At 63.2% G+C, this 18,856-nt stretch carries 14 protein-coding genes; 8 read left to right on the forward strand and 6 right to left on the reverse strand.

The genetic code is table 11. The features are described from left to right. Positions 1-3: 3 nt before the first annotated feature. Entirely contained in the window at positions 4-1,026 is a 1,023-nt protein-coding gene (locus RCH11_RS10655) for a hypothetical protein (protein WP_327056969.1), read from the reverse strand. Positions 1,027-1,136: 110 nt separating this feature from the next. Next, positions 1,137-2,432, reverse strand: coding sequence for an ammonium transporter (locus tag RCH11_RS10660; protein ID WP_327056970.1), 1,296 nt, complete (start codon positions 2,430-2,432; stop codon positions 1,137-1,139). Positions 2,433-2,705: 273 nt separating this feature from the next. On the opposite strand from RCH11_RS10660, the gene RCH11_RS10665 reads away from it, so the two are divergent. Beyond that, positions 2,706-3,836 (forward strand): Na+/H+ antiporter NhaA, encoded by a 1,131-nt coding sequence (locus RCH11_RS10665; RefSeq protein WP_327056971.1) that lies wholly within the window; start codon positions 2,706-2,708, stop codon positions 3,834-3,836. A 21-nt stretch (positions 3,837-3,857) separates the two neighbouring features. On the opposite strand, the gene zapE is transcribed toward RCH11_RS10665, so the two are convergent. Further along, the gene (gene zapE / locus RCH11_RS10670) at positions 3,858-4,883 is read right to left on the reverse strand and encodes a cell division protein ZapE (protein WP_442789037.1); all 1,026 of its coding nucleotides are present in this window, start codon (positions 4,881-4,883) and stop codon (positions 3,858-3,860) included. Between the two features lie 161 nt (positions 4,884-5,044). Here zapE and RCH11_RS10675 point away from each other — a divergent pair, with 161 nt between their 5' ends. The 3 genes from RCH11_RS10675 to RCH11_RS10685 all read left to right on the forward strand — a co-directional run bounded on the left by RCH11_RS10675 (position 5,045) and on the right by RCH11_RS10685 (position 7,186). Further along, positions 5,045-5,944 carry a sulfurtransferase gene (locus tag RCH11_RS10675; RefSeq protein WP_327056972.1) on the forward strand — a complete coding sequence of 300 codons (900 nt, stop codon included), beginning with the start codon at positions 5,045-5,047 and terminating at the stop codon, positions 5,942-5,944. A gap of 91 nt (positions 5,945-6,035) precedes the next feature. Further along, entirely contained in the window at positions 6,036-6,476 is a 441-nt protein-coding gene (locus tag RCH11_RS10680) for a SufE family protein (protein WP_327056973.1), read from the forward strand. Next, complete coding sequence (locus tag RCH11_RS10685) at positions 6,473-7,186, forward strand: dihydrofolate reductase family protein (protein ID WP_327056974.1); 714 nt, start codon at positions 6,473-6,475, stop codon at positions 7,184-7,186. The genes RCH11_RS10680 and RCH11_RS10685 overlap by 4 nt, the downstream gene beginning before the upstream one ends. Positions 7,187-7,188: 2 nt before the next feature. Here the strand turns inward: RCH11_RS10685 and RCH11_RS10690 are convergent, their stop codons facing one another. Continuing rightward, positions 7,189-8,382 carry an alpha/beta hydrolase family protein gene (locus RCH11_RS10690; protein ID WP_327056975.1) on the reverse strand — a complete coding sequence of 398 codons (1,194 nt, stop codon included), beginning with the start codon at positions 8,380-8,382 and terminating at the stop codon, positions 7,189-7,191. A gap of 22 nt (positions 8,383-8,404) precedes the next feature. Between RCH11_RS10690 and RCH11_RS10695 the strand changes: the two genes are divergently transcribed. The 4 genes from RCH11_RS10695 to RCH11_RS10710 all read left to right on the forward strand — a co-directional run bounded on the left by RCH11_RS10695 (position 8,405) and on the right by RCH11_RS10710 (position 13,768). Next, positions 8,405-9,004: a DUF3000 domain-containing protein gene (locus RCH11_RS10695; protein WP_327056976.1), complete on the forward strand. Its 600-nt coding sequence runs from the start codon at positions 8,405-8,407 to the stop codon at positions 9,002-9,004. 167 nt (positions 9,005-9,171) lie between these two features. Further along, positions 9,172-10,350, forward strand: a complete 1,179-nt coding sequence (locus RCH11_RS10700) for a ribonuclease D (protein WP_327057048.1) — start codon at positions 9,172-9,174, stop codon at positions 10,348-10,350. A 77-nt stretch (positions 10,351-10,427) separates the two neighbouring features. Next, on the forward strand, positions 10,428-11,633 hold the full coding sequence (locus RCH11_RS10705) for a thiolase family protein (protein WP_327056977.1): 1,206 nt from the start codon (positions 10,428-10,430) through the stop codon (positions 11,631-11,633). Continuing rightward, positions 11,630-13,768 (forward strand): 3-hydroxyacyl-CoA dehydrogenase NAD-binding domain-containing protein, encoded by a 2,139-nt coding sequence (locus RCH11_RS10710; protein ID WP_327056978.1) that lies wholly within the window; start codon positions 11,630-11,632, stop codon positions 13,766-13,768. The genes RCH11_RS10705 and RCH11_RS10710 overlap by 4 nt, the downstream gene beginning before the upstream one ends. A gap of 119 nt (positions 13,769-13,887) precedes the next feature. On the opposite strand, the gene dxs is transcribed toward RCH11_RS10710, so the two are convergent. Together dxs and RCH11_RS10720 are read right to left on the reverse strand one after the other, a co-directional pair. Further along, on the reverse strand, positions 13,888-15,834 hold the full coding sequence (gene dxs, locus RCH11_RS10715) for a 1-deoxy-D-xylulose-5-phosphate synthase (protein WP_327056979.1): 1,947 nt from the start codon (positions 15,832-15,834) through the stop codon (positions 13,888-13,890). Positions 15,835-15,843: 9 nt separating this feature from the next. After that, positions 15,844-18,672, reverse strand: a complete 2,829-nt coding sequence (locus RCH11_RS10720; RefSeq protein WP_327056980.1) for an aconitate hydratase — start codon at positions 18,670-18,672, stop codon at positions 15,844-15,846. Positions 18,673-18,856 lie beyond the last annotated feature (184 nt).

Raw genomic sequence — 18,856 nt, forward strand, 5'->3', positions numbered from 1 at the left:
AGGCTATCGGCGTGGCAACGAACGTTCACGCGACGGCCACCGCTGCACCAGCCACCCGAACCCCGCCCCGACAAGTCCTCCACCGGCGATAGAGACGACCGTGACGAAGACCTGCCCGAGCACCAACTCTGGCTGACCGGTGTAGATGTAGCCGATATTCGTGCCGAGGGCCCCGAGGAGTACGACGCTGATGGCCGCGCCGACGGCCAGCGTCGCCACCGGCCAGGCACGCAGCCGATCGGGAAGAAGAGCGCAGACGGCTCCCGCCACAATGCCGATTGCGGCCGCGAGTGGCGGCATCACGAACGCGCAGGCCGGCACTGCGGCAGCCACCCCGGCCAGGAGTCCGGTGACGAAGCCGAACGCAGTCGTGCGACGGAAACGGAGGCGTTCGACGACGGATGCCGCGGCCGCCGCGACCGCCGGAATCACGAGCGCGCTCACCACGATGATCGGCACCATGTCGTCTGCCGCGAGTTCGAGGCCGACCACCCAGCCGACTGTCGCGAAACAGACAAGAACTGAGGGCACCACGATCGGCCAGCCCTCTGCACGGGATGAGAGCACGGCATCCGGAGGCCGACGGACCAGTGCGGTGCCGATCGCCACGCCACCACCAGCGACAAGGGTGGGCAGCGCTCCCCCCAGGTCGATGACTCCCAGTCGGGTGCCGAACGGGTCGAAGAGAGTGGCGAACACCGTCGACGCCACCGGCAAGAAGACGATCGCTGTCGCAGCACCGGCAACCACGAGCCGCTTCGGCACCGATTCTGTTTCCAGCAGTGACGTAGCGAGGGTCGCGAACAGGGCGCCAAGGGCTGCGAGCGGACCGACGAGCAGTAGGGGAAGGACGATGAGCTCGATCGAACACGCGATGGTTACGATCGCTCCACCCGTGCCGGCTACCAGGACCGTTCGCGCCCAGTCCCCGGGTGCGATGCGCTTCTCGACGAAGGCAAGGAGAACGGTGACCGCGAGGATCGAGACGATGGCAAGTGCGCTGAAGCCCAGGCTCACACCATCCATCTGATGCCCTTCTGCGAGGGGCACCTGCGCGGCGCCGTCCCAGACAACACTAGGGCGGACACAGGCAGGGCGCCGTCCCGAAGGACAGCGCCCTGCCCTCAGAGGCCGGGCTAGACGGTCTCGAGGGCGTAGCCCTCTTCTCCGTGGACGATGGTGTCGACGCCAGCGACCTCGTCTTCGTTGGTGATGCGGAAGCCCATGGTCTTCTGGATGACGGTGCCGATGATCCAAGCGAGACCGAACGAGTAGATCAAGATGGCGAAGGCTCCGACAGCCTGAACTACCAGCTGGTAGAAACTCCCACCATAAAGAAGACTCGAGAAGTCGCTCGTGGCGACGCCCTTTGCGTCGTAGAAGTGGGTAAATCCGAAGATGCCGATGTAGAGCGTGCCGAGCAAACCCCCGACGAGGTGAATGCCCACCACATCGAGGGAGTCGTCGAAGCCGAGCTTGAACTTCAGGTCGATCGCGAGGGCACAAACCGCACCGGCGAGGATACCGAGAAGAAGTGCGAACCCGGGAGTGAGGATATTGCAGGCAGGTGTGATCGCCACGAGACCTGCCACCGCTCCCGATGCGGCACCGATTGAGGTCGGCTTGCCGTCTTTAATCTTTTCCACAATCAGCCAGCCGAGGATTGCAGCGGCCGGGGCGGCGAGCGTGTTGATCCAGGCGATTGCGGCGACACCGTCGACCGCGGCCTCGGAGCCGGCGTTGAATCCGAACCATCCGAACCACAGCAGTGCGGCGCCGAGCAGTGTGAGCGGCACGTTGTGAGGTTTGGATAGGCCCTTTTTGAAGCCAACGCGCTTGCCGAGAACCAGGGCAAGTGCAAGACCCGCAGCACCCGCATTGATGTGCACCGCAGTACCACCAGCGAAGTCATTGACGTGAAGCACTGCGGGTGCCCAGCCGTCTGCGAGGTTGAAGACCCAGTACGCGACGGGGAAGTAAACCAGGGTCGCCCACACGCCCGCGAAGACCATCCAAGCGCCGAATTTGGCGCGGTCGGCGATTGCTCCCGAGATCAGCGCGACGGTGATGATCGCGAACGTGGCCTGGAATCCTGCGAACGCGAGACCGCTTAGATCGGGTGTGATCCCGTCCTTGCCCATCAAACTACTCAGTCCCCAGTCCGGGGTTCCGAGGAAGTGCGGGATCGACGCTTTTCCGAAGGACAGGCCGTAGCCGTACAGCACCCACAGCACACCGATGAGCCCCATCGCGCCGAAGCTCATCATCATCATGCTGATGACGCTCTTGGCGCGCACCATTCCCCCGTAGAAGAAGGCGACACCCGGGGTCATGATGAGCACGAGTGCCGCGGCTACCAGCAGCCAGAGCGAGTTCAGATTGGATGTTATGCCGTCGGTCGTGGCATTGGTAAGCACGGACAATTCGACCATGGGTTGGGGTTGCCTCTCTCTTTTTCCACAGGACTCCTGCGGGGCGTTGTGCACGATGCCTGACACCGGGCTGCGGTGCGTCGATCCACCTCGGGATGGGGACAGTTTGGTTGGCCGATATTTCCACGAGCGTGTCCCCGTGTTTCACCGCTGTTACGTGCTGCCCGCGTATGTAAACATCCTGTTTCCGAAGCGCCGCCCGCGGGCGATCGGGGCGTGAGCCTCGCTCCCTGAGGTTCCTCGTAGACTGAGCGGGATGGGATCAGTGGCTAGATGAAATTCTTTCGAAGCGAGCGTTACGCCGCATTTCTTCTTCTAGGCGCAGCGATTCTCGGTGTAATTCTCGCGAATTCCACGCTCGGACCTGCACTTCAGGGCCTTCGGGATTCGCATCTTCCCATCTCGTGGCTTGGGCTGGATCTCTCCGTCGGACACTGGGTCACCGATGGGCTACTCGCTATTTTCTTCTTCCTCGCCGCGATCGAGCTCAAGCACGAACTCGCGCACGGCGAGCTCGACAGTGCACGAAAAGCCCTCGTGCCAACCATCGCCGCGGTGGGTGGAGTTATCGCGCCTGCCGCAATCTTCCTGCTGATGGTGCCCGACCGTGATCTCTCCAAGGGTTGGCCGATCCCCACGGCGACGGACATCGCTTTCGCACTCGGGGCGCTTGCACTCGTCGGTCGTGCACTTCCCTCGCGGATCCGGGCCCTGCTGCTGGCTCTCGCGGTGATCGATGATCTCATCGCGATCCTCATCATCGCGTTCTTCTTCACCGATGATCTCCGACCGCTTCCGCTGATCGCCGCCGTGCCCGCCGTACTCCTCTTCGGGTGGCTGAGCAGGCGCGCCCGGTCGGCACCGATCGCGGGCCTGCTGATCGTTCTCGGCATCGCGGCCTGGGTGCTCGTGCACCTCTCGGGCATCCACGCCACGATCGCCGGAGTAGCGCTCGGGCTGATTATGGCGGGCAAGAGCGGCGGTCGCACGCGGCACGCACTCGAACCGTGGAGCAACGGCATCATCCTGCCCGTGTTCGCGTTCGTCGCCGCGCTCGTTGTGCTTCCGTCAGTGGGCATCGGCGAACTGAGCCCCGTGTTCTGGGCCATCATCGTCGCCCTGCCGGTCGGCAAACTGATCGGCATCACCGGCGGGGCACTGGTGGGTAATCGGTTTGCCTCCAAGCGCCAGCGCATTCCCCTCGGCGACATTGTCGCCGTTGCCGGTCTCGGCGGAATCGGCTTCACCGTCTCGTTGTTGATGAATGAACTCGCGTACGCGAAGCAGCCGCAGGTCGCTGTTGAGGGCACGCTTGCTGTTCTCATCGCGTCGGTGATCGCGGCGGTCATCGGCGTGATTCTCACGGCGATACGGGCGCGCCACTACCGCTCGATCGACGCCTAGCTTTTTGCGCATGCTCGATCGCTAGACCTGGCCGGCGGTCAGCGCGATGAGGCGCGACACCGCACGAAGGTACTTCTTGCGGTAGCCGCCGGCGAGCATGTCCTCGTCGAACACCTGGTCGAGGGGCGTCCCAGTGGCGAGGATGCGAACCTGCGCGTCATACAGCCGGTCGACGAAAGCGACAAGACGGAGGGCATCCGTCTGGTTGGAAAGGCCACGGACGCCGGTCACTGCGATTCCGTCAAGTCCATCGATCATGCGCACGTATCGGGACGGATGCACCGTGGACAGATGCGCAATCACGGCGTCAAAGGTGTCGACCGTCACGACTCCCGAAAGCTGCTCCAGCGCTGTGCCGAACTCGCTGTCACCGGTGCTGATCGCCTGCCCCTCCATGTCCCGGCGGCGATAGTCCAGTCCGTCTATGCGGATCGTGGTGAACCGGGCGGCGAGTGCATCGATTTCGCGCAGAAAGTCCTGGGCGGCGAAGCGACCCTCACCAAGCGCATTTGGCGGGGTGTTCGAAGTCGCGGCGATGCGGGAGCCTGAGGCGACAAGCTCCGAGAGCAGGCGCGACATGAGTCGGGTGTCTCCAGGGTCGTCGAGCTCGAACTCGTCAATGCAGACCAGCGTCGCACCCTTCAGTTGCGAGACAGCACCGGCATAGCCGAGCGCTCCGACAAGCGCCGTGTATTCGATAAAGGTGCCGAAATACTTGCGTCCGGGAGCGAGATGCCAGAGAGCCGCGAGCAGGTGGGTCTTACCGACGCCGAAACCCCCGTCGAGATAAATACCCGGCAGCTCGACCGGTGGTTTGCGCCGGGAGAACAATCCACCGCTGTTCTTCCGTGAGAAAACGTGCGCAAAATTACGGATGGCCGCAACGGCGGCGCCCTGCGACGGATAGTCCCTGTCCGGTCGGTAGGAGTCGAGAGTTGCCGTCTCAAATTGACGCGGCGGAACCAGGTGCTTCACCATTTCTGCTGGGGTGATCGAAGAGTCCCGATCGAGAAGGCTACCTCGGGAAATCACCTGGTCGGCGGTCACGTATCGATGGGCCCTCACGCTTGCGGAAAGATGTGTCGAAGTCTTACGAAAACGATCTGTCTATCAGGTCGGGTGCGTAGATTCATAACGGTGAGTTACGAGCCTAGCTCTCTGCCCACAGCCAAATCGCCGCCCGTCGAGGCGCCAACCGGAGGTACCAAATGACCGTCGAGGTCGACCAATCCCCTAGCTTCACGGCATTCGCGCACCCCGGGCGTCTCGTCAGCACAGACTGGCTCCGTGCTCACCTCGGCACACCGGGGCTTGTCGTCGTCGAGTCTGATGAAGACGTACTCCTCTACGAGACCGGACATGTCCCCGGCGCTGTCAAGATCGACTGGCACACCGATCTCAACCACCCGGTGGAGCGCGACTACATCGACGGATCGCAGTTCGCCGCACTGGTCGGCTCCAAAGGCATCGGCCGCGACACGACCGTCGTGATCTATGGCGACAAAAATAACTGGTGGGCGGCCTATGCCCTCTGGGTGTTCACCCTCTTCGGCCATAAAGACGTGCGCCTGCTCGACGGCGGACGGGCAAAGTGGGAGGCCGAGGGGGGCGAGTACGTCACCAAGACCTCGACACCGGTCGCGGTCGAGTACCCGGTGGTCGAACGTGACGATTCCGCCATCCGTGCCTACAAAGACGACGTGCTCGCCCACTTTGGTAACCCGCTGATCGACGTGCGTTCACCCGAGGAATTCAGTGGTGAGCGCACCACGGCACCGGCCTATCCGGAGGAGGGTTCACTGCGAGCCGGACACATCCCGAGCGCTCAAAATGTGCAGTGGGCCAAGGCGGTCGCCGAGGATGGAACGTTCCGACCACTTCCCGAGCTCGACGCGATCTACCGCACCGGGGCGGGACTTTCGGACGGTGACGACGTGATCGCCTACTGCCGCATCGGGGAACGATCCGCCCATACCTGGTTCGTGCTCACCCATCTGCTCGGTTTTGAAGGAGTGCGCAACTACGACGGATCGTGGACGGAATGGGGCTCCGCTGTGCGGGTACCGATCGCCATGGGCTCTGAGTCAGGCCCGGTACCGAACCACTGATCGCCACTAGTACCGCGTTCACCATCAATAACCCCCGCGTACGGCCGATCGACAGGTGTCAACACTCCGGCAGATGGAATACTTGAGTTCTATGAGCAGCAGCAAACTTCCCGACTCCCTCGTGCAGATTCGCGAGGACTTCCGCGAACTCGACCGGAGCGACCGGCTCGTTCTCCTGCTCGAATTTGCGAACGAACTTCCCGCGCTTCCGCCGCTCTATGCAGAACATCCCGACCTTCTCGAACGCGTCGTGGAATGCCAGTCACCCGTGTTTATCTTTGTAGAAGTGGATGACAAGCGGCTCGTTCACCTTCATGCCACTGCTCCCAAGGAGGCGCCGACGACCCGCGGCTTCGCCTCGATCCTCGTGCAGGGGCTCTCGGGGCTCACCGTCGAAGAGGTGCTCGAAGTACCCGATGACTTCCCCAACACCATCGGGCTCACCGAGGCGGTCAGCCTGCTGCGAATTCGGGGCATGACCGCGATGCTGGCGCGCGCCAAGCGTCAGCTGCGCGAGAAAACCACCGCATGATTGTGCGGCGGCTGTTCCCCGAGGCTGGCCAAGCGATCGAGCTCGAGACCGCGGACGCCCGCACAAGGCTCGCCGAGTTGTACGCGCTGCCCGGGGTCGACACCCTGCGCATCAACCTTGTCGCGACGGTCAGTGGGAGCGCAGCTGGCGGGGACGACACCTCCGAGACGCTTACCAATCGCGCGGATCGCAAGATCCTCGGCGTCATCCGGCGCGATAGCGATGTGGTGCTCGTGGGTGCGGCAAGCGTTCGTGCCGAGGGCTACCAGCTTCCCCGCACCGCACCCCTTGCCATCGTCACGAGCACCGGGGATCTCGGTGGCCACCGCCTCACCGTCGACCCCGATCGTTTCCCACCGATCGTGCTCTGTCCGGCCCCGGCGGCCGAAACCGCTCGCGCCGCCCTTCCCGCCGCAGAGATCGTGGTTGTACCGGACCGCGCCGGACGGATGTCCGCCATCGACATCGTGTCTACCCTGCGGGCCCGCGGGCTCCGCCGCATCGTCTGCGAAGGCGGCCCGTCGCTTGCCGCGCAGATGCTCGATGCCCGTCTGGTAGATGAATTGTGCCTCTCCACGAGTCCGATCGCCGGAGGGGTGTTCCTTCCCATATTCGGCAGCGCGGCGGTCACGTCACACCGGCTCGAACTGGCCCAGTTGCTTGTCGACGATACAAGCACTCTTTATGCTCGGTGGCGCGTTCTGGCCTGAAGTTAGTCCGCTGACAACGGCGCAGTAGCCAGCCAGTGACGGATGGCAGCGTTCCAGCGGTCGCGATCGAAATTCCACAACTTGGTGTGTCCAGCGACAGTGAATCTCTCGTAGGTCACGATGTCGGGCCTCGCGGCGGCAAGTGCCAATGATGCCGTGGCGGGAATGAACCCGTCGTCGTCACTGTGCATCAAGAGGATGGGCACGTGCAGTTCGGCGGATCGACGCACGAAGTCGAGCCGTGGGAGGTCGATCGGCTCATGCTGGCCGGTGAGCCGACCCGCCCACTTCATCCCGAGCAGTGCGATCACTCCCGAGCGGATCGGGTTCGGTAGTCCGAGGAGTCCGCCCTGAAAACGGAGGGCCGTCACCCAATCGATCACCGGCGAATCCAGCACAATCCCGCGCACCACCCCGGCGAGATCAGAGCGAGTCACTGTCTGAAGCACCGTCGCTCCACCCATTGACCAGCCCATGAGCACCACATCCGTGGCGCCGTGATCCACCGCGAATCGGATGGCCGCCGCGACGTCATGCCACTCGGTGTCGCCAAGGCCGTAGCGCCCATCGAGGCTGGACGGAGCATCCCCATCATTGCGATACGAGACGAGCAGCGCAGTGAACCCGGCCGCCCGAAACACGGGAACGGCCCTCAAGGTCTCCTCCCGGCGCACGGCACGCCCGTGCACCTCGATCACCCAGCGCGTGGTCGGCGCCTCCGCCGGCACGACCCAGGCGGGCGCAGGGCCCAGTTCCGTCTCTATGTCGACGTCCTCGAACGGAAATCCGAGATCGGCTGGACCGGTGTAGAACCAGCCGCTGAAACGGCCACGACGGGCGCGCGCGAGGTCCCCGCGGTCCACACCGAGCAGGCGACGAATGACGGCGTCCGGTGTCTGCGCGACGATATCGCCGACGCGAGCGTGTCCGCTCCCGTCGGCGAAAAACAGGCTGTATTCGCCGGGGAGACGGGAATCCACGTTCGAGGAGAGCGTCACCAGGTCTCCGGCCCCATCGACCGAGAGTATTCGGGTGTCCTCCGGTCGGCGCCTCGGGGGTGTGACGACGGTGCGCGCCACGAGCAGAGTCACCACAGCGACGGTCGTGGCGGCGATAGTCGCCACGACTCCGGCCACAGCGAGCGCTCCAGGAATCCAGGGAACCGCTTTAACGGCGTGCCGCCGGGAATCTGCCACAGCTGAACTTTAGTCTTCAGTCGTGCCCGAAACCGCCAGAGGACAACCGGAGCCGGCCCCGTTCCGCGCCGCACTCGATGCCATCCGTCGTGCCGCCCTTCGGCCAGAGCTTGTGCTGACCGAAATCCCGTCGCCTGGCGGCGATCTCGCCCCATTCAGCATCGCCCTCGCGGCGGACGTCACCCCAGCCCGTCATGATTCGGATTCTGACGTCGGTACCGGGCGCTTTATCCTGCTCTACGATCCCTCCGCTCCCGAGGCGTGGGGCGGGGTCTTTCGCGTGGTGTGCTACGCGCAGGCCCCGCTGGAAACCGATATCGGCCTCGACCCCTTTCTCGCGGATGTCGCGTGGTCGTGGCTTGTCGACGCACTCGATGCCCGCGGTGCCCGCTACAACTTGGAATCAGGCACCGCAACGCGAATACTCTCCGCAGGTTTTGGAGAGCTCGCAGCACAGGGGGACGGCGCGCAAATCGAGCTTCGCGCCTCCTGGACTCCCCTCGATGCCCACGACATCACCTCGCATGTGGAAGGCTGGGGGGAATTGCTGTGCATGCTGGCGGGACTGCCGCCGGCTGTCGAAGGAGTGAGTGTGCTAGCGGCCCGCAGAGATCGGACGTGAGCGACACCGGAAAAGAGCCGGTGTTCCTCGACGGTACGGAGTCCCATGACCGTGCCGAAGTGACTGCGAGCGAGCGGAGCGTGCTGCCCGCGTTACCGGGCGAGACTCCCCCGGTCGAGACTCCCCCGGTCGAGGCCGAGCAGGCCCCTCACGTTGAAGTTCACGTCATTGAAACCCGTGAGGAGTACCTCGAGGCCGTCTCGGCGATCGCATCCGGTACCGGCCCTATCGCAATCGATGCCGAGCGCGCATCCGGCTTCCGCTATTCGCAACGCGCTTATCTCATCCAGGTTTTCCGCCGTGGTTCCGGGGTCTTCCTCTTCGACCCTCCCGCGATCGGTTCCTTCGCGGAACTCGACGCCGTCATCCGCGACGAGGAGTGGGTGCTGCATGCTGCAAGCCAGGACCTCGCGTGCCTGCGCGAAGTGGGACTCGATCCCACCCGCATCTTCGATACCGAGCTCGGCGCGCGGCTTGCTGGCCTTCCCCGGGTCGGCCTCGGCACGGTCGTGGAAGACCTGCTCGGCATCCACCTTGCCAAGGAGCATTCTGCAGCGGACTGGTCGACGAGACCGCTGCCGCAGTCCTGGCTCGTCTACGCGGCCCTCGATGTGGAATTGCTTCCCGATCTGAGGGATGCGATGGCCGCACTTCTCGAGGACGCGGGCAAGTCCGAGATCGCTCGCCAGGAATTCTCCGCAGTGCTCACCCGAGAGGCAAAAATCGTCACCGGTGACGCCTGGCGACGGCTCTCCGGGCTACACACGGTGCGCGGTGTACACAATCTCGCTATCGCTCGCGAACTGTGGGAGGCACGCGACAGATTCGCCCGAGAAATCGATACAGCTCCCGGGCGGTTGATTCCTGATTCCTCGCTCATCGCCGCCGCGAAAGCGATGCCTGAATCTCGCCACGGCCTCGCGTCTCTGCGCGACTTCAGCGGTCGCGCCAGTCGATCGGAATTGCCGCGCTGGTGGGCCGCAATCGAGATCGGCCGCACGACCGAGGACTTGCCCGCTCTGCGAGTGACGAGTGAGGCGATGCCCCCGCCCCGAGTCTGGAGCGACCGCAATCCGGAGGCAGATAAGCGCCTCAAGGCGGCGCGCGCCGCAATCACTGTCGTCTCGATCGAGACGAGAATCCCGGTCGAGAACCTCTTGACGCCGGAGTTGCTGCGACGTCTCGCCTGGACTCCACCCGAGCCGCTCGAGATCGGCAGCGTTCGTTCCGACCTCATCGGGTTCGGCGCGCGGCAATGGCAGGTTGACGCTATCGCACAGGTGATCCTCGATGCCTTTGTCGATGGCGACCAAATTATCGAACCGGGTGTCGAGCCGGTTTCGTAGGAACAGTCAAACGATTCTCAGGGGGTTTTTTGCCCGTTTAGGCTCTTTCCTATTACCGATAAGCGAAAAGAGGCATTGTGGCCGAGAGACATGAAGTCGTGTTCGTCGATGGGGTTCGTACCCCGTTCGGACGCGCTGGCGAAAAGGGAATGTACTGGAACACCCGAGCAGACGACCTGATCGTCAAGGCCATCGTCGGCCTGCTCGAGCGCAACCCGGATCTGCCACAGGACCGGATCGACGAAGTCGCGATTGCCGCGACCACACAGCAGGGCGACCAGGGGCTCACTCTCGGACGCACGGCCGCTCTACTCGCCGGCCTGCCAAAGTCTGTGCCCGGCTTCGCGATCGACCGTATGTGTGCGGGAGCGATGACTTCGGTCACCACGCTGGCCGGAGGCATTGCTTTTGGAGCCTACGATCTCACCCTCGCGGGCGGCGTCGAGCACATGGGCCGTCATCCGATGGGCTTCGGCGCGGACCCCAACCCACGTTTTCTCTCGGAGAAGCTCGTGAGCGCTGAAGCGCTCAATATGGGTTCAACCGCTGAGCGAATCCATGATCGTTTCCCCGAACTCACGAAGGAGCGGTCCGACCGCTACGCGCTGGCCAGCCAGCAGAAGGCCGCCGCTGCCTATGAGAACGGCAAGCTCCAGCCCGATCTGATCCCCGTCTCGATCCGCTCCGAATCCGGTTGGGGGCTCGCCACGCGGGATGAGGCGTTGCGCCCAGAAACCACACTCGAGGGGCTTGCGGGCCTCAAAACACCGTTTCGGCCCCACGGCCGGGTGACCGCGGGTAATGCCTCCGGACTCAACGACGGCGCCACCATTAGCCTGCTCGCAAGCGAGGCCGCCGCGAAGGAGCTCGGCCTCACCGCGAAGATGAAGCTCGTGAGCTTTGCATTCGCCGGGGTGGAACCCGAGATTATGGGCATCGGCCCCGTGCCGTCGACCGAGAAGGCGCTCAAAAAGGCCGGGCTGTCGATCACCGACATCGGGCTCTTCGAGCTCAACGAGGCTTTCGCGGTTCAGGTCCTTTCCCTGCTCGACCACTTCGGTATCGCCGACGACGACCCGCGCGTCAACCAGTGGGGTGGCGCAATAGCGATGGGACACCCTCTCGCCTCCTCCGGCGTGCGGTTGATGATTCAACTCGCCGCACAGTTTAAGGAGCGCCCGGATGTGGGCTACGGCCTCACCGCAATGTGTGTCGGCCTCGGCCAGGGCGGCTCGGTCATCTGGGAGAACCCGTACTTCGATGGAAAGAAGAAGAAGAAATGACGAACGTCGTCGAACAGAACCGATTTGCGGAACTCATCGCAGCATCCGACGACGAGGTCGTCACTCACTCCTTCGTGCGTGATGTTCCCATTTCTGCGGGCCGCACACTCGCACTGGTAACACTCGACAACGGTCGGGACCATACCCGCCCGACGACGCTCGGCCCGGTCGCTCTCGTCGAATTCGCTGCGACACTCGACACGCTCAAGGAGCGTGCGGCGCGCGGAGAGATCGCCGGTGTCGCTGTCACCGGCAAGCCGTTCTTTCTCGCCGCCGGTGCCGACCTTTCCCAGGTGGGGTCGATCTCGAGCCGGGCTATCGGAAAGCAAATGGCTGAGCTGGGTCATTACGCTCTCGGCAAGCTCAGCGAGCTCGGAGTGCCGTCATTCGTTTTCATCAACGGGCTCGCGCTCGGTGGCGGACTCGAGATCGGCCTCAATGCCGACTACCGCACGATTGACCGCAACACACCGGGCGTTGCGCTCCCCGAAGTATTCCTTGGCATCATCCCCGGCTGGGGAGGCGCTTGGCTTCTGCCGAACCTCATCGGCATCGAGAATGCTCTCAAGGTGGTCATCGAGAATCCTCTGAAGAATAACCGGATGCTCACAGGCCAGGAGGCCTTCACCCTCGGTATCGCTGACGCGATTTTCGACTCGGTGTCGTTCCTTGAACACTCCATCGCCTGGGCCGATGGAGTCATCGCCGGCACCACGAAGGTGAAGCGAGCGAATACTCCCGGCAAGATCGAGCGGGCGGTGAAATGGGATATCGCAATCGGTGTCGCCACGAAAATGCTCGAGAATCGTATCGGGCGGGTCGCGAAGTCTCCCTACAAGGCCCTCGAGCTCCTCAAAGCCGCGAAGAACACCGATCGTGCGACCGGTTTCGCCGCCGAGGACGAAGCCCTTGCCGAGCTCATTTCGGGCGACCAGTTCAAGGCCAGCATCTACGCGTTCAACCTCGTGCAGAAGAGGACCAAGCGCCCCGCCGGTGCGCCGGACAAGAAGCTCGCGAAGCCGGTCACTCAGGTCGGTGTGATCGGTGCGGGTCTCATGGCCAGCCAGTTCGCACTGCTTTTCGTACGGCGCCTCAAGGTGCCCGTGATCATCACGGACCTGGACCAGACACGGGTCGACAAGGGGGTGGCCTACATCCATACCGAGATCGACACGCTTCTCGAGAAGAAGCGCATCTCCCCGGATGAGTCGAACCGTTTGAAAGCTCTCGTCTCCGGCACCATCGACAAGGCCGACTTCGCCGAGTGCGATTGGGTGATCGAGGCCGTGTTCGAGGAACTTGGTGTGAAGCAGGAGGTCTTCGCCGACGTGGAACAGTACCTCTCCGAGACCGCCGTACTCGCGACGAATACGTCGTCTCTTTCGGTAGAGCAGATCGGTGCGAAGTTGAAGCACCCGGAACGTCTTGTTGGCTTCCACTTCTTCAACCCGGTCGCCGTGATGCCGCTCGTGGAGGTCGTGAACACCCCGCAGACGGATGACGCAACCCTCTCCACCGCTATGGTCACGGCCGCCAAGCTCTTCAAGAACGCGGTGATCACGACAGACACGCCGGGTTTCGTGGTCAACCGCATTCTCGCCAAAGTGCTCGGCGAAGCCATGAACGCCGTCGACACCGGAACACCCTTCGAAACCGTGGAGGAGTCCACGAAGCCTTTCGGGCTTCCGATGACCCCGTTCGAGTTGCTTGAGCTTGTCGGGCTCAAGGTCGGTGCGCACGTGCTCGACACCCACCACGCCGCCTTCCCCGAGCGCTTCTTCGAGAGCGAGAACCTGCATAAGCTCGCCGAACTCGGTCACATCTTCGAGCGAGATTCACACGGCAAGGTCACTGGCATCGACAAAAAAGCGCGTGCCATCGTTGCTGGCGGTACGACTCCGATGACCGCGGAGGAGCTTCGCATCCGCATTGAAGACGGCCTTGCCGACGAAGTGCATCGAATGCTCGAAAGCAAGGTGGTCGAGGCGGCGGAGGATATCGATCTCTGCCTCATTCTCGGGGCGGGCTATCCCTTCCAGATGGGTGGTGTGACGCCGTATCTCGACCGCGTAGGGGCTTCAGAGCGGGTGTTTCACGATACCTTCCACCACCCGATCCTGCGCGGCGTGCAGTAGGGTCCGTCGGCGTCCGAGGAACAAGCACCCGGGCCGTTCGAGACCCTTACGGATCTCGAACGGCCCGTGAGTGGTTCACTCGATCGCGTACCTACCGGTTGAGCGGGTCAGGCTCGAAGCTAGCTGCGGTCCGACCCAAGCGAACGCTCCTGGTGCGCGACATCGGTGAGCGGTCGTGCCACCGGGATCTTGCTACCGAGCACCTGCTCCACCACATCGCGGGCGATTTGCTGCGGGGTGAGGCCGGCTTCCTCGAGAATTTGGGCGCGAGATCCGTGCTCGAGAAACTCATCAGGCACCCCAAGTTCCGTTAGCGCAGTGTCCACCCCAGCGGCCCGAAGCTCCTGGCGGATGCGTGTTCCGATTCCACCAACCCGGATGCCGTCCTCGATGGTCACGACGAGACGGTGCTCTGCCGCCAGTTCGATCACGCTCTTCGGCACCGGCACCACCCAGCGCGGATCGATGACGGTGGCTCCGATTCCCTGATCTGCTAGCCTGACGGCCACCTCGAGACCGATCTCGGCCATCGATCCGACGGTGACAATCAGCACGTCTTTGTGCGGCGTTTCGCTCAGAACATCCACACCGTCGGGCAGGCGGCGCACAGCGGCTATTTCGCCCCCCACAGCGCCCCTCGGGAAACGAACGACGGTTGGCGCGTCCTTGACTGCCACGGCCTCCCCCAGTTCCTCGCGCAACCGAATCGCATCGCGCGGCGCGCTCAGCCGGATGTGCGGAATCACCTGGAGGATCGCGAGGTCCCAGATGCCGTGATGGCTCGGTCCGTCCGGACCCGTGACCCCGGCCCGGTCGAGCACGAAGGTGACGCCGGCTTTGTGCAGCGCGACATCCATAAGCACCTGGTCGAAGGCCCGGTTGATGAATGTCGCGTACAGAGCGACAACGGGGTGCAGGCCTCCGAAGGCGAGTCCCGCGGCGGAAGTCACTGCGTGCTGCTCAGCGATACCGACGTCAAACACCCGGTACGGATACTTGGAAGCGAGGGGCTGCAGGCCGGTGGGACGGAGCATGGCGGCGGTGATACCCACGATCGTGGGGTTGCTGTCGGCGAGAACGACCAGCTCTTCCGCGAAGACCGACGTCCAGGACTGCTTATCCGAAGCGCCGATCGGCTCCCCGGTCTCGGGATCGATGTGCCCCACGGCATGGAATTGGTCCGCTGCATCCATCACCGCGGGTTCGAATCCCTTGCCCTTCTGGGTGATGGCATGCACGATCACCGGGGCACCGTAGTTCTTTCCCTGGGTCAGCGCCTCTTGCATCGCGCGCAGGTCGTGGCCGTCGATCGGACCGATGTACTTGATATCGAGGTTTGAGTACAGCGCCTCATTGTTGGAGAAGCGGCTGAGGAACCCATGGGTACCCCCGCGGATGCCGCGATAGAGGGCGCGCCCCGGACCACCGAAGAGATCGAAGAACCGGCGGCTTGAGGCGTACAGACTGCGGTAGGAGCGACGGGTGCGCACATCGTTGAGGAAACGGGCCATCCCGCCGATAGTCGGCGCGTAAGAGCGCCCATTGTCATTCACCACGATCACGAGGTTGCGCGAATTGTCGTCACTGATGTTGTTGAGGGCTTCCCAGGTCATTCCGCCGGTGAGAGCGCCGTCTCCGACGATTGCGACCACATGACGATCCTTTTGTCCGGTCATTTGGAAGGCTCGAGAGATGCCGTCCGCCCAGCTCAGCGAGCTGGAGGCATGGGAGGACTCGACGATGTCGTGCTCGGATTCCGATCGTTGCGGGTAGCCGGCCAGTCCCCCCCGCTCACGCAGATGACTGAAGTCCTGCCGACCGGTGAGGAGCTTATGCACGTATGACTGGTGCCCGGTGTCAAAAACGATGGCATCGTGGGGTGAGTCAAATACCCGATGGATAGCCATCGTCAACTCGACGACACCGAGGTTCGGGCCAAGATGGCCCCCCGTTTTTGAGACCTCACCGATCAGGAATTCGCGGATCTCAGCTGCGAGCTCCACGAGTTGCTTCTGCGAGAGTCGGTCCAGGTCTCGAGGGCCATGGATACTCTGCAGAAGACTCATGATGGCAGCCTAAACCAGCGATCTCAGAACGAACTGGAGGATGCCGCCGTTGCGGTAGTAGTCTGCCTCACCGGGGGTGTCGATGCGCACGACCGCGTCGAATTCAACGGTCTGCTTGCCCGCCGCGGAGTGCTCGGTCGGGGCCGCAGTAACGTGGACTGTCTTCGGCGTGGTTCCCCCGTTCAGTTCATCGAGACCAGAGATACTCACGACCTCCGTGCCGTCGAGACCGAGGCTCGCCCAGCTTTCTCCGGCCGGGAACTGCAGCGGAACGACGCCCATCCCGATCAGGTTCGACCGGTGGATGCGCTCAAAACTCTCCACAATGACCGCCTTGACACCGAGAAGGCTCGTGCCCTTGGCTGCCCAGTCGCGCGACGAACCGGAGCCGTACTCCTTACCTCCGAAGATCACGAGCGGCGTACCTGCGGCCTCGTAGTTCTGACTGGCGTCATAGATGAACGACTGAGGCGCATCCGCTTGGGTGAAGTCGCGGGTGAATCCGCCCTCGACACCGGAACCATTGTTGGCATCGGCGAGGAGTTGGTTACGCAGGCGGATATTCGCGAAGGTACCGCGGATCATCACCTCGTGGTTTCCGCGGCGCGACCCGTAGGAGTTGAAATCGTTGCGGTCGACTCCGCGGTCGGCCAGGTACTTCCCCGCCGGGCTGTCGGCCTTGATGTTGCCAGCCGGACTGATGTGATCGGTGGTGACCGAGTCGCCAAGCGTTGCCAGCACGCGGGCTCCAGCGATGTCGCCGACCGGGGTGGTCTCAAGAGTCATGCCGTCGAAGTACGGGGGCTTGCGAACATAGGTCGACTCGCTGTCCCACTCGAAAACCTCGCTGTCCGGAGTCGGGAGCGAGCGCCACCGCTCGTCTCCGTCAAAGACCTCGCCGTATTCCTTTGTGAACATCGCGGTGTCGATCGAGGAGTCGATGGTGGACTGCACTTCGGCGGCATCCGGCCAGATGTCCTTGAGGTAGACCTCGGTGCCGTCACTTCCGATGCCGAGAGAGTCGGTCTCGAAGTCGAAGTTCATCGAACCGGCAAGAGCGTACGCGATGACCAGCGGCGGGCTTGCGAGATAGTTCATCTTCACGTCGGGGCTGATCCGGCCTTCGAAGTTGCGGTTGCCGGAGAGCACTGCGGTGACGGCAAGATCGTTCTTATTGATCGCGTCGGTGACCTCTTCGATCAGCGGACCGGTGTTGCCGATGCAGACGGTGCAGCCGTAGCCGACCGTGTAGAAACCGAGTGCCTCGAGGTCGTCGGTGAGTCCGGCCTTTGCGTAGTAGTCGGTGACCACTTTTGAGCCGGGAGCCAGGGTCGTCTTGACCCACGGCTTGGACGTGAGGCCCCTCTTGACGGCGTTGCGAGCCAGGAGACCGGCCGCGATCATGACCGAGGGATTCGAGGTGTTGGTGCAGGAGGTAATGGCGGCGACCGCGACGGCTCCGTGGTCAAGGACATAAGACTGGCCGGATTTTGTGGTGACGTCGGTGGGGCGGGAGACGGACGACGGCGCGCGACTGACGTGGGTGTGATGGTGGTGGCTGTGGTCATCCTCCGGCTGATTGCTCGGCGGATCGGAAGCCGGGAAAGACTCGCAGATGCCAAGGTCGACCAGGTCGTGATCGATCTCGGCGTAGCTCGTAAGGTCCTTCGCGAACTGCGCCTTGGCCGACGAGAGAATGACCCGATCCTGAGGCCGCTTCGGTCCCGCGATCGAGGGAACAACCGTGGAGAGGTCAAGTTCGAGGTATTCGCTGAAGGCGGGCTCAGAGTCCGCATTGTGCCAGAGGGTCTGGAGCTTGGCATAAGCCTCGACCAGAGCGACCTGCTCATCGCTGCGTCCGGTGAGGCGCAGGTAGTCGAGGGTGACATCGTCGATCGGGAACATGGCGGCCGTTGAACCGAACTCTGGACTCATATTTCCGATGGTGGCGCGGTTGGCCAAGGGCACTGCAGCGACTCCCGCCCCGTAGAACTCGACGAACTTGCCGACCACGCCGTGCTTGCGCAATTGTTCCGTGATTGTCAGAACGACATCCGTTGCGGTCACACCGGTGGGGATGATGCCGGTGAGCTTGAAACCGACGACCTTGGGAATGAGCATGGAGACGGGTTGGCCGAGCATTGCCGCCTCGGCCTCGATACCGCCGACGCCCCAGCCGAGCACACCGAGGCCATTGACCATGGTGGTGTGCGAGTCGGTGCCGACGCAGGTGTCCGGATAGGCCTGCAGCGCTCCGCCCACCATACGTGTCATCGTGACGCGGGCAAGGTACTCGATGTTGACCTGGTGCACGATTCCGGTTCCCGGGGGCACGACTTTAAAGTCGTCGAAGGCGGTCTGGCCCCAGCGCAGGAACTGGTATCGCTCACCGTTGCGCTCGTACTCGATTTCAACATTGCGCTCGAGAGCGTTCTCAGAGCCGAACAGGTCGGCAATCACGGAGTGGTCAATCACGAGTTCGGCCGGAGCCAGCGGATTGATCTTCTTGGGGTCTCCTCCGAGGGCAGAGACAGCCTCGCGCATGGTGGCGAGGTCGACAATGCAGGGCACGCCGGTGAAGTCCTGCATGATCACACGGGCGGGGGTGAACTGGATCTCGGTGTCAGGCTCCGCTGTCGGCTCCCAGGACCCGAGTGCCTCGATCTGCGACTTCGTGACGTTCGCGCCATCTTCGGTGCGCAGGAGATTCTCCAGCAGCACTTTGAGACTGTAGGGGAGCTTCTCGTACCCGGGTACGCGGTCCACCCGGAAGATCTCGTAGTCGGTGGAACCGACCGTCAGGATGTCCTTCGAACCGAAGCTGTTGACCTGCGACATTGCGCGACTCCCTTGCTGGACTGAACCAAGCGGTACTGTGCTGAACCAAGCTGTGCTGTGCTGTGCTGAACCAGGTCGTACCGTGCTGAACGACCTGATCTGCACCAGGTGCTCGGACCTCATCCTGAATCTCGACCACCGCGGGTGCCCTCTCGGCAAGCCTAAGTCTTGAGCGCTTCTTCGA

It is taken from the genome of Glaciihabitans sp. GrIS 2.15 (assembly GCF_035984695.1).
Lineage (GTDB): Bacteria > Actinomycetota > Actinomycetes > Actinomycetales > Microbacteriaceae > Lacisediminihabitans.

Excerpts from the sequence above, each read along its gene's own strand:
- RCH11_RS10680 (WP_327056973.1), top strand. The coding sequence starts at position 6,036 with ATGAGCAGCAGCAAACTTCCCGACTCCCTCGTGCAGATTCGCGAGGAC.
- RCH11_RS10660 (WP_327056970.1), bottom strand. The coding sequence starts at position 2,432 with ATGGTCGAATTGTCCGTGCTTACCAATGCCACGACCGACGGCATAACA.
- RCH11_RS10655 (WP_327056969.1), bottom strand. The coding sequence starts at position 1,026 with ATGGATGGTGTGAGCCTGGGCTTCAGCGCACTTGCCATCGTCTCGATC.
- RCH11_RS10710 (WP_327056978.1), top strand. The coding sequence starts at position 11,630 with ATGACGAACGTCGTCGAACAGAACCGATTTGCGGAACTCATCGCAGCA.
- RCH11_RS10675 (WP_327056972.1), top strand. The coding sequence starts at position 5,045 with ATGACCGTCGAGGTCGACCAATCCCCTAGCTTCACGGCATTCGCGCAC.
- RCH11_RS10685 (WP_327056974.1), top strand. The coding sequence starts at position 6,473 with ATGATTGTGCGGCGGCTGTTCCCCGAGGCTGGCCAAGCGATCGAGCTC.
- RCH11_RS10720 (WP_327056980.1), bottom strand. The coding sequence starts at position 18,672 with ATGTCGCAGGTCAACAGCTTCGGTTCGAAGGACATCCTGACGGTCGGT.
- RCH11_RS10665 (WP_327056971.1), top strand. The coding sequence starts at position 2,706 with ATGAAATTCTTTCGAAGCGAGCGTTACGCCGCATTTCTTCTTCTAGGC.
- dxs (WP_327056979.1), bottom strand. The coding sequence starts at position 15,834 with ATGAGTCTTCTGCAGAGTATCCATGGCCCTCGAGACCTGGACCGACTC.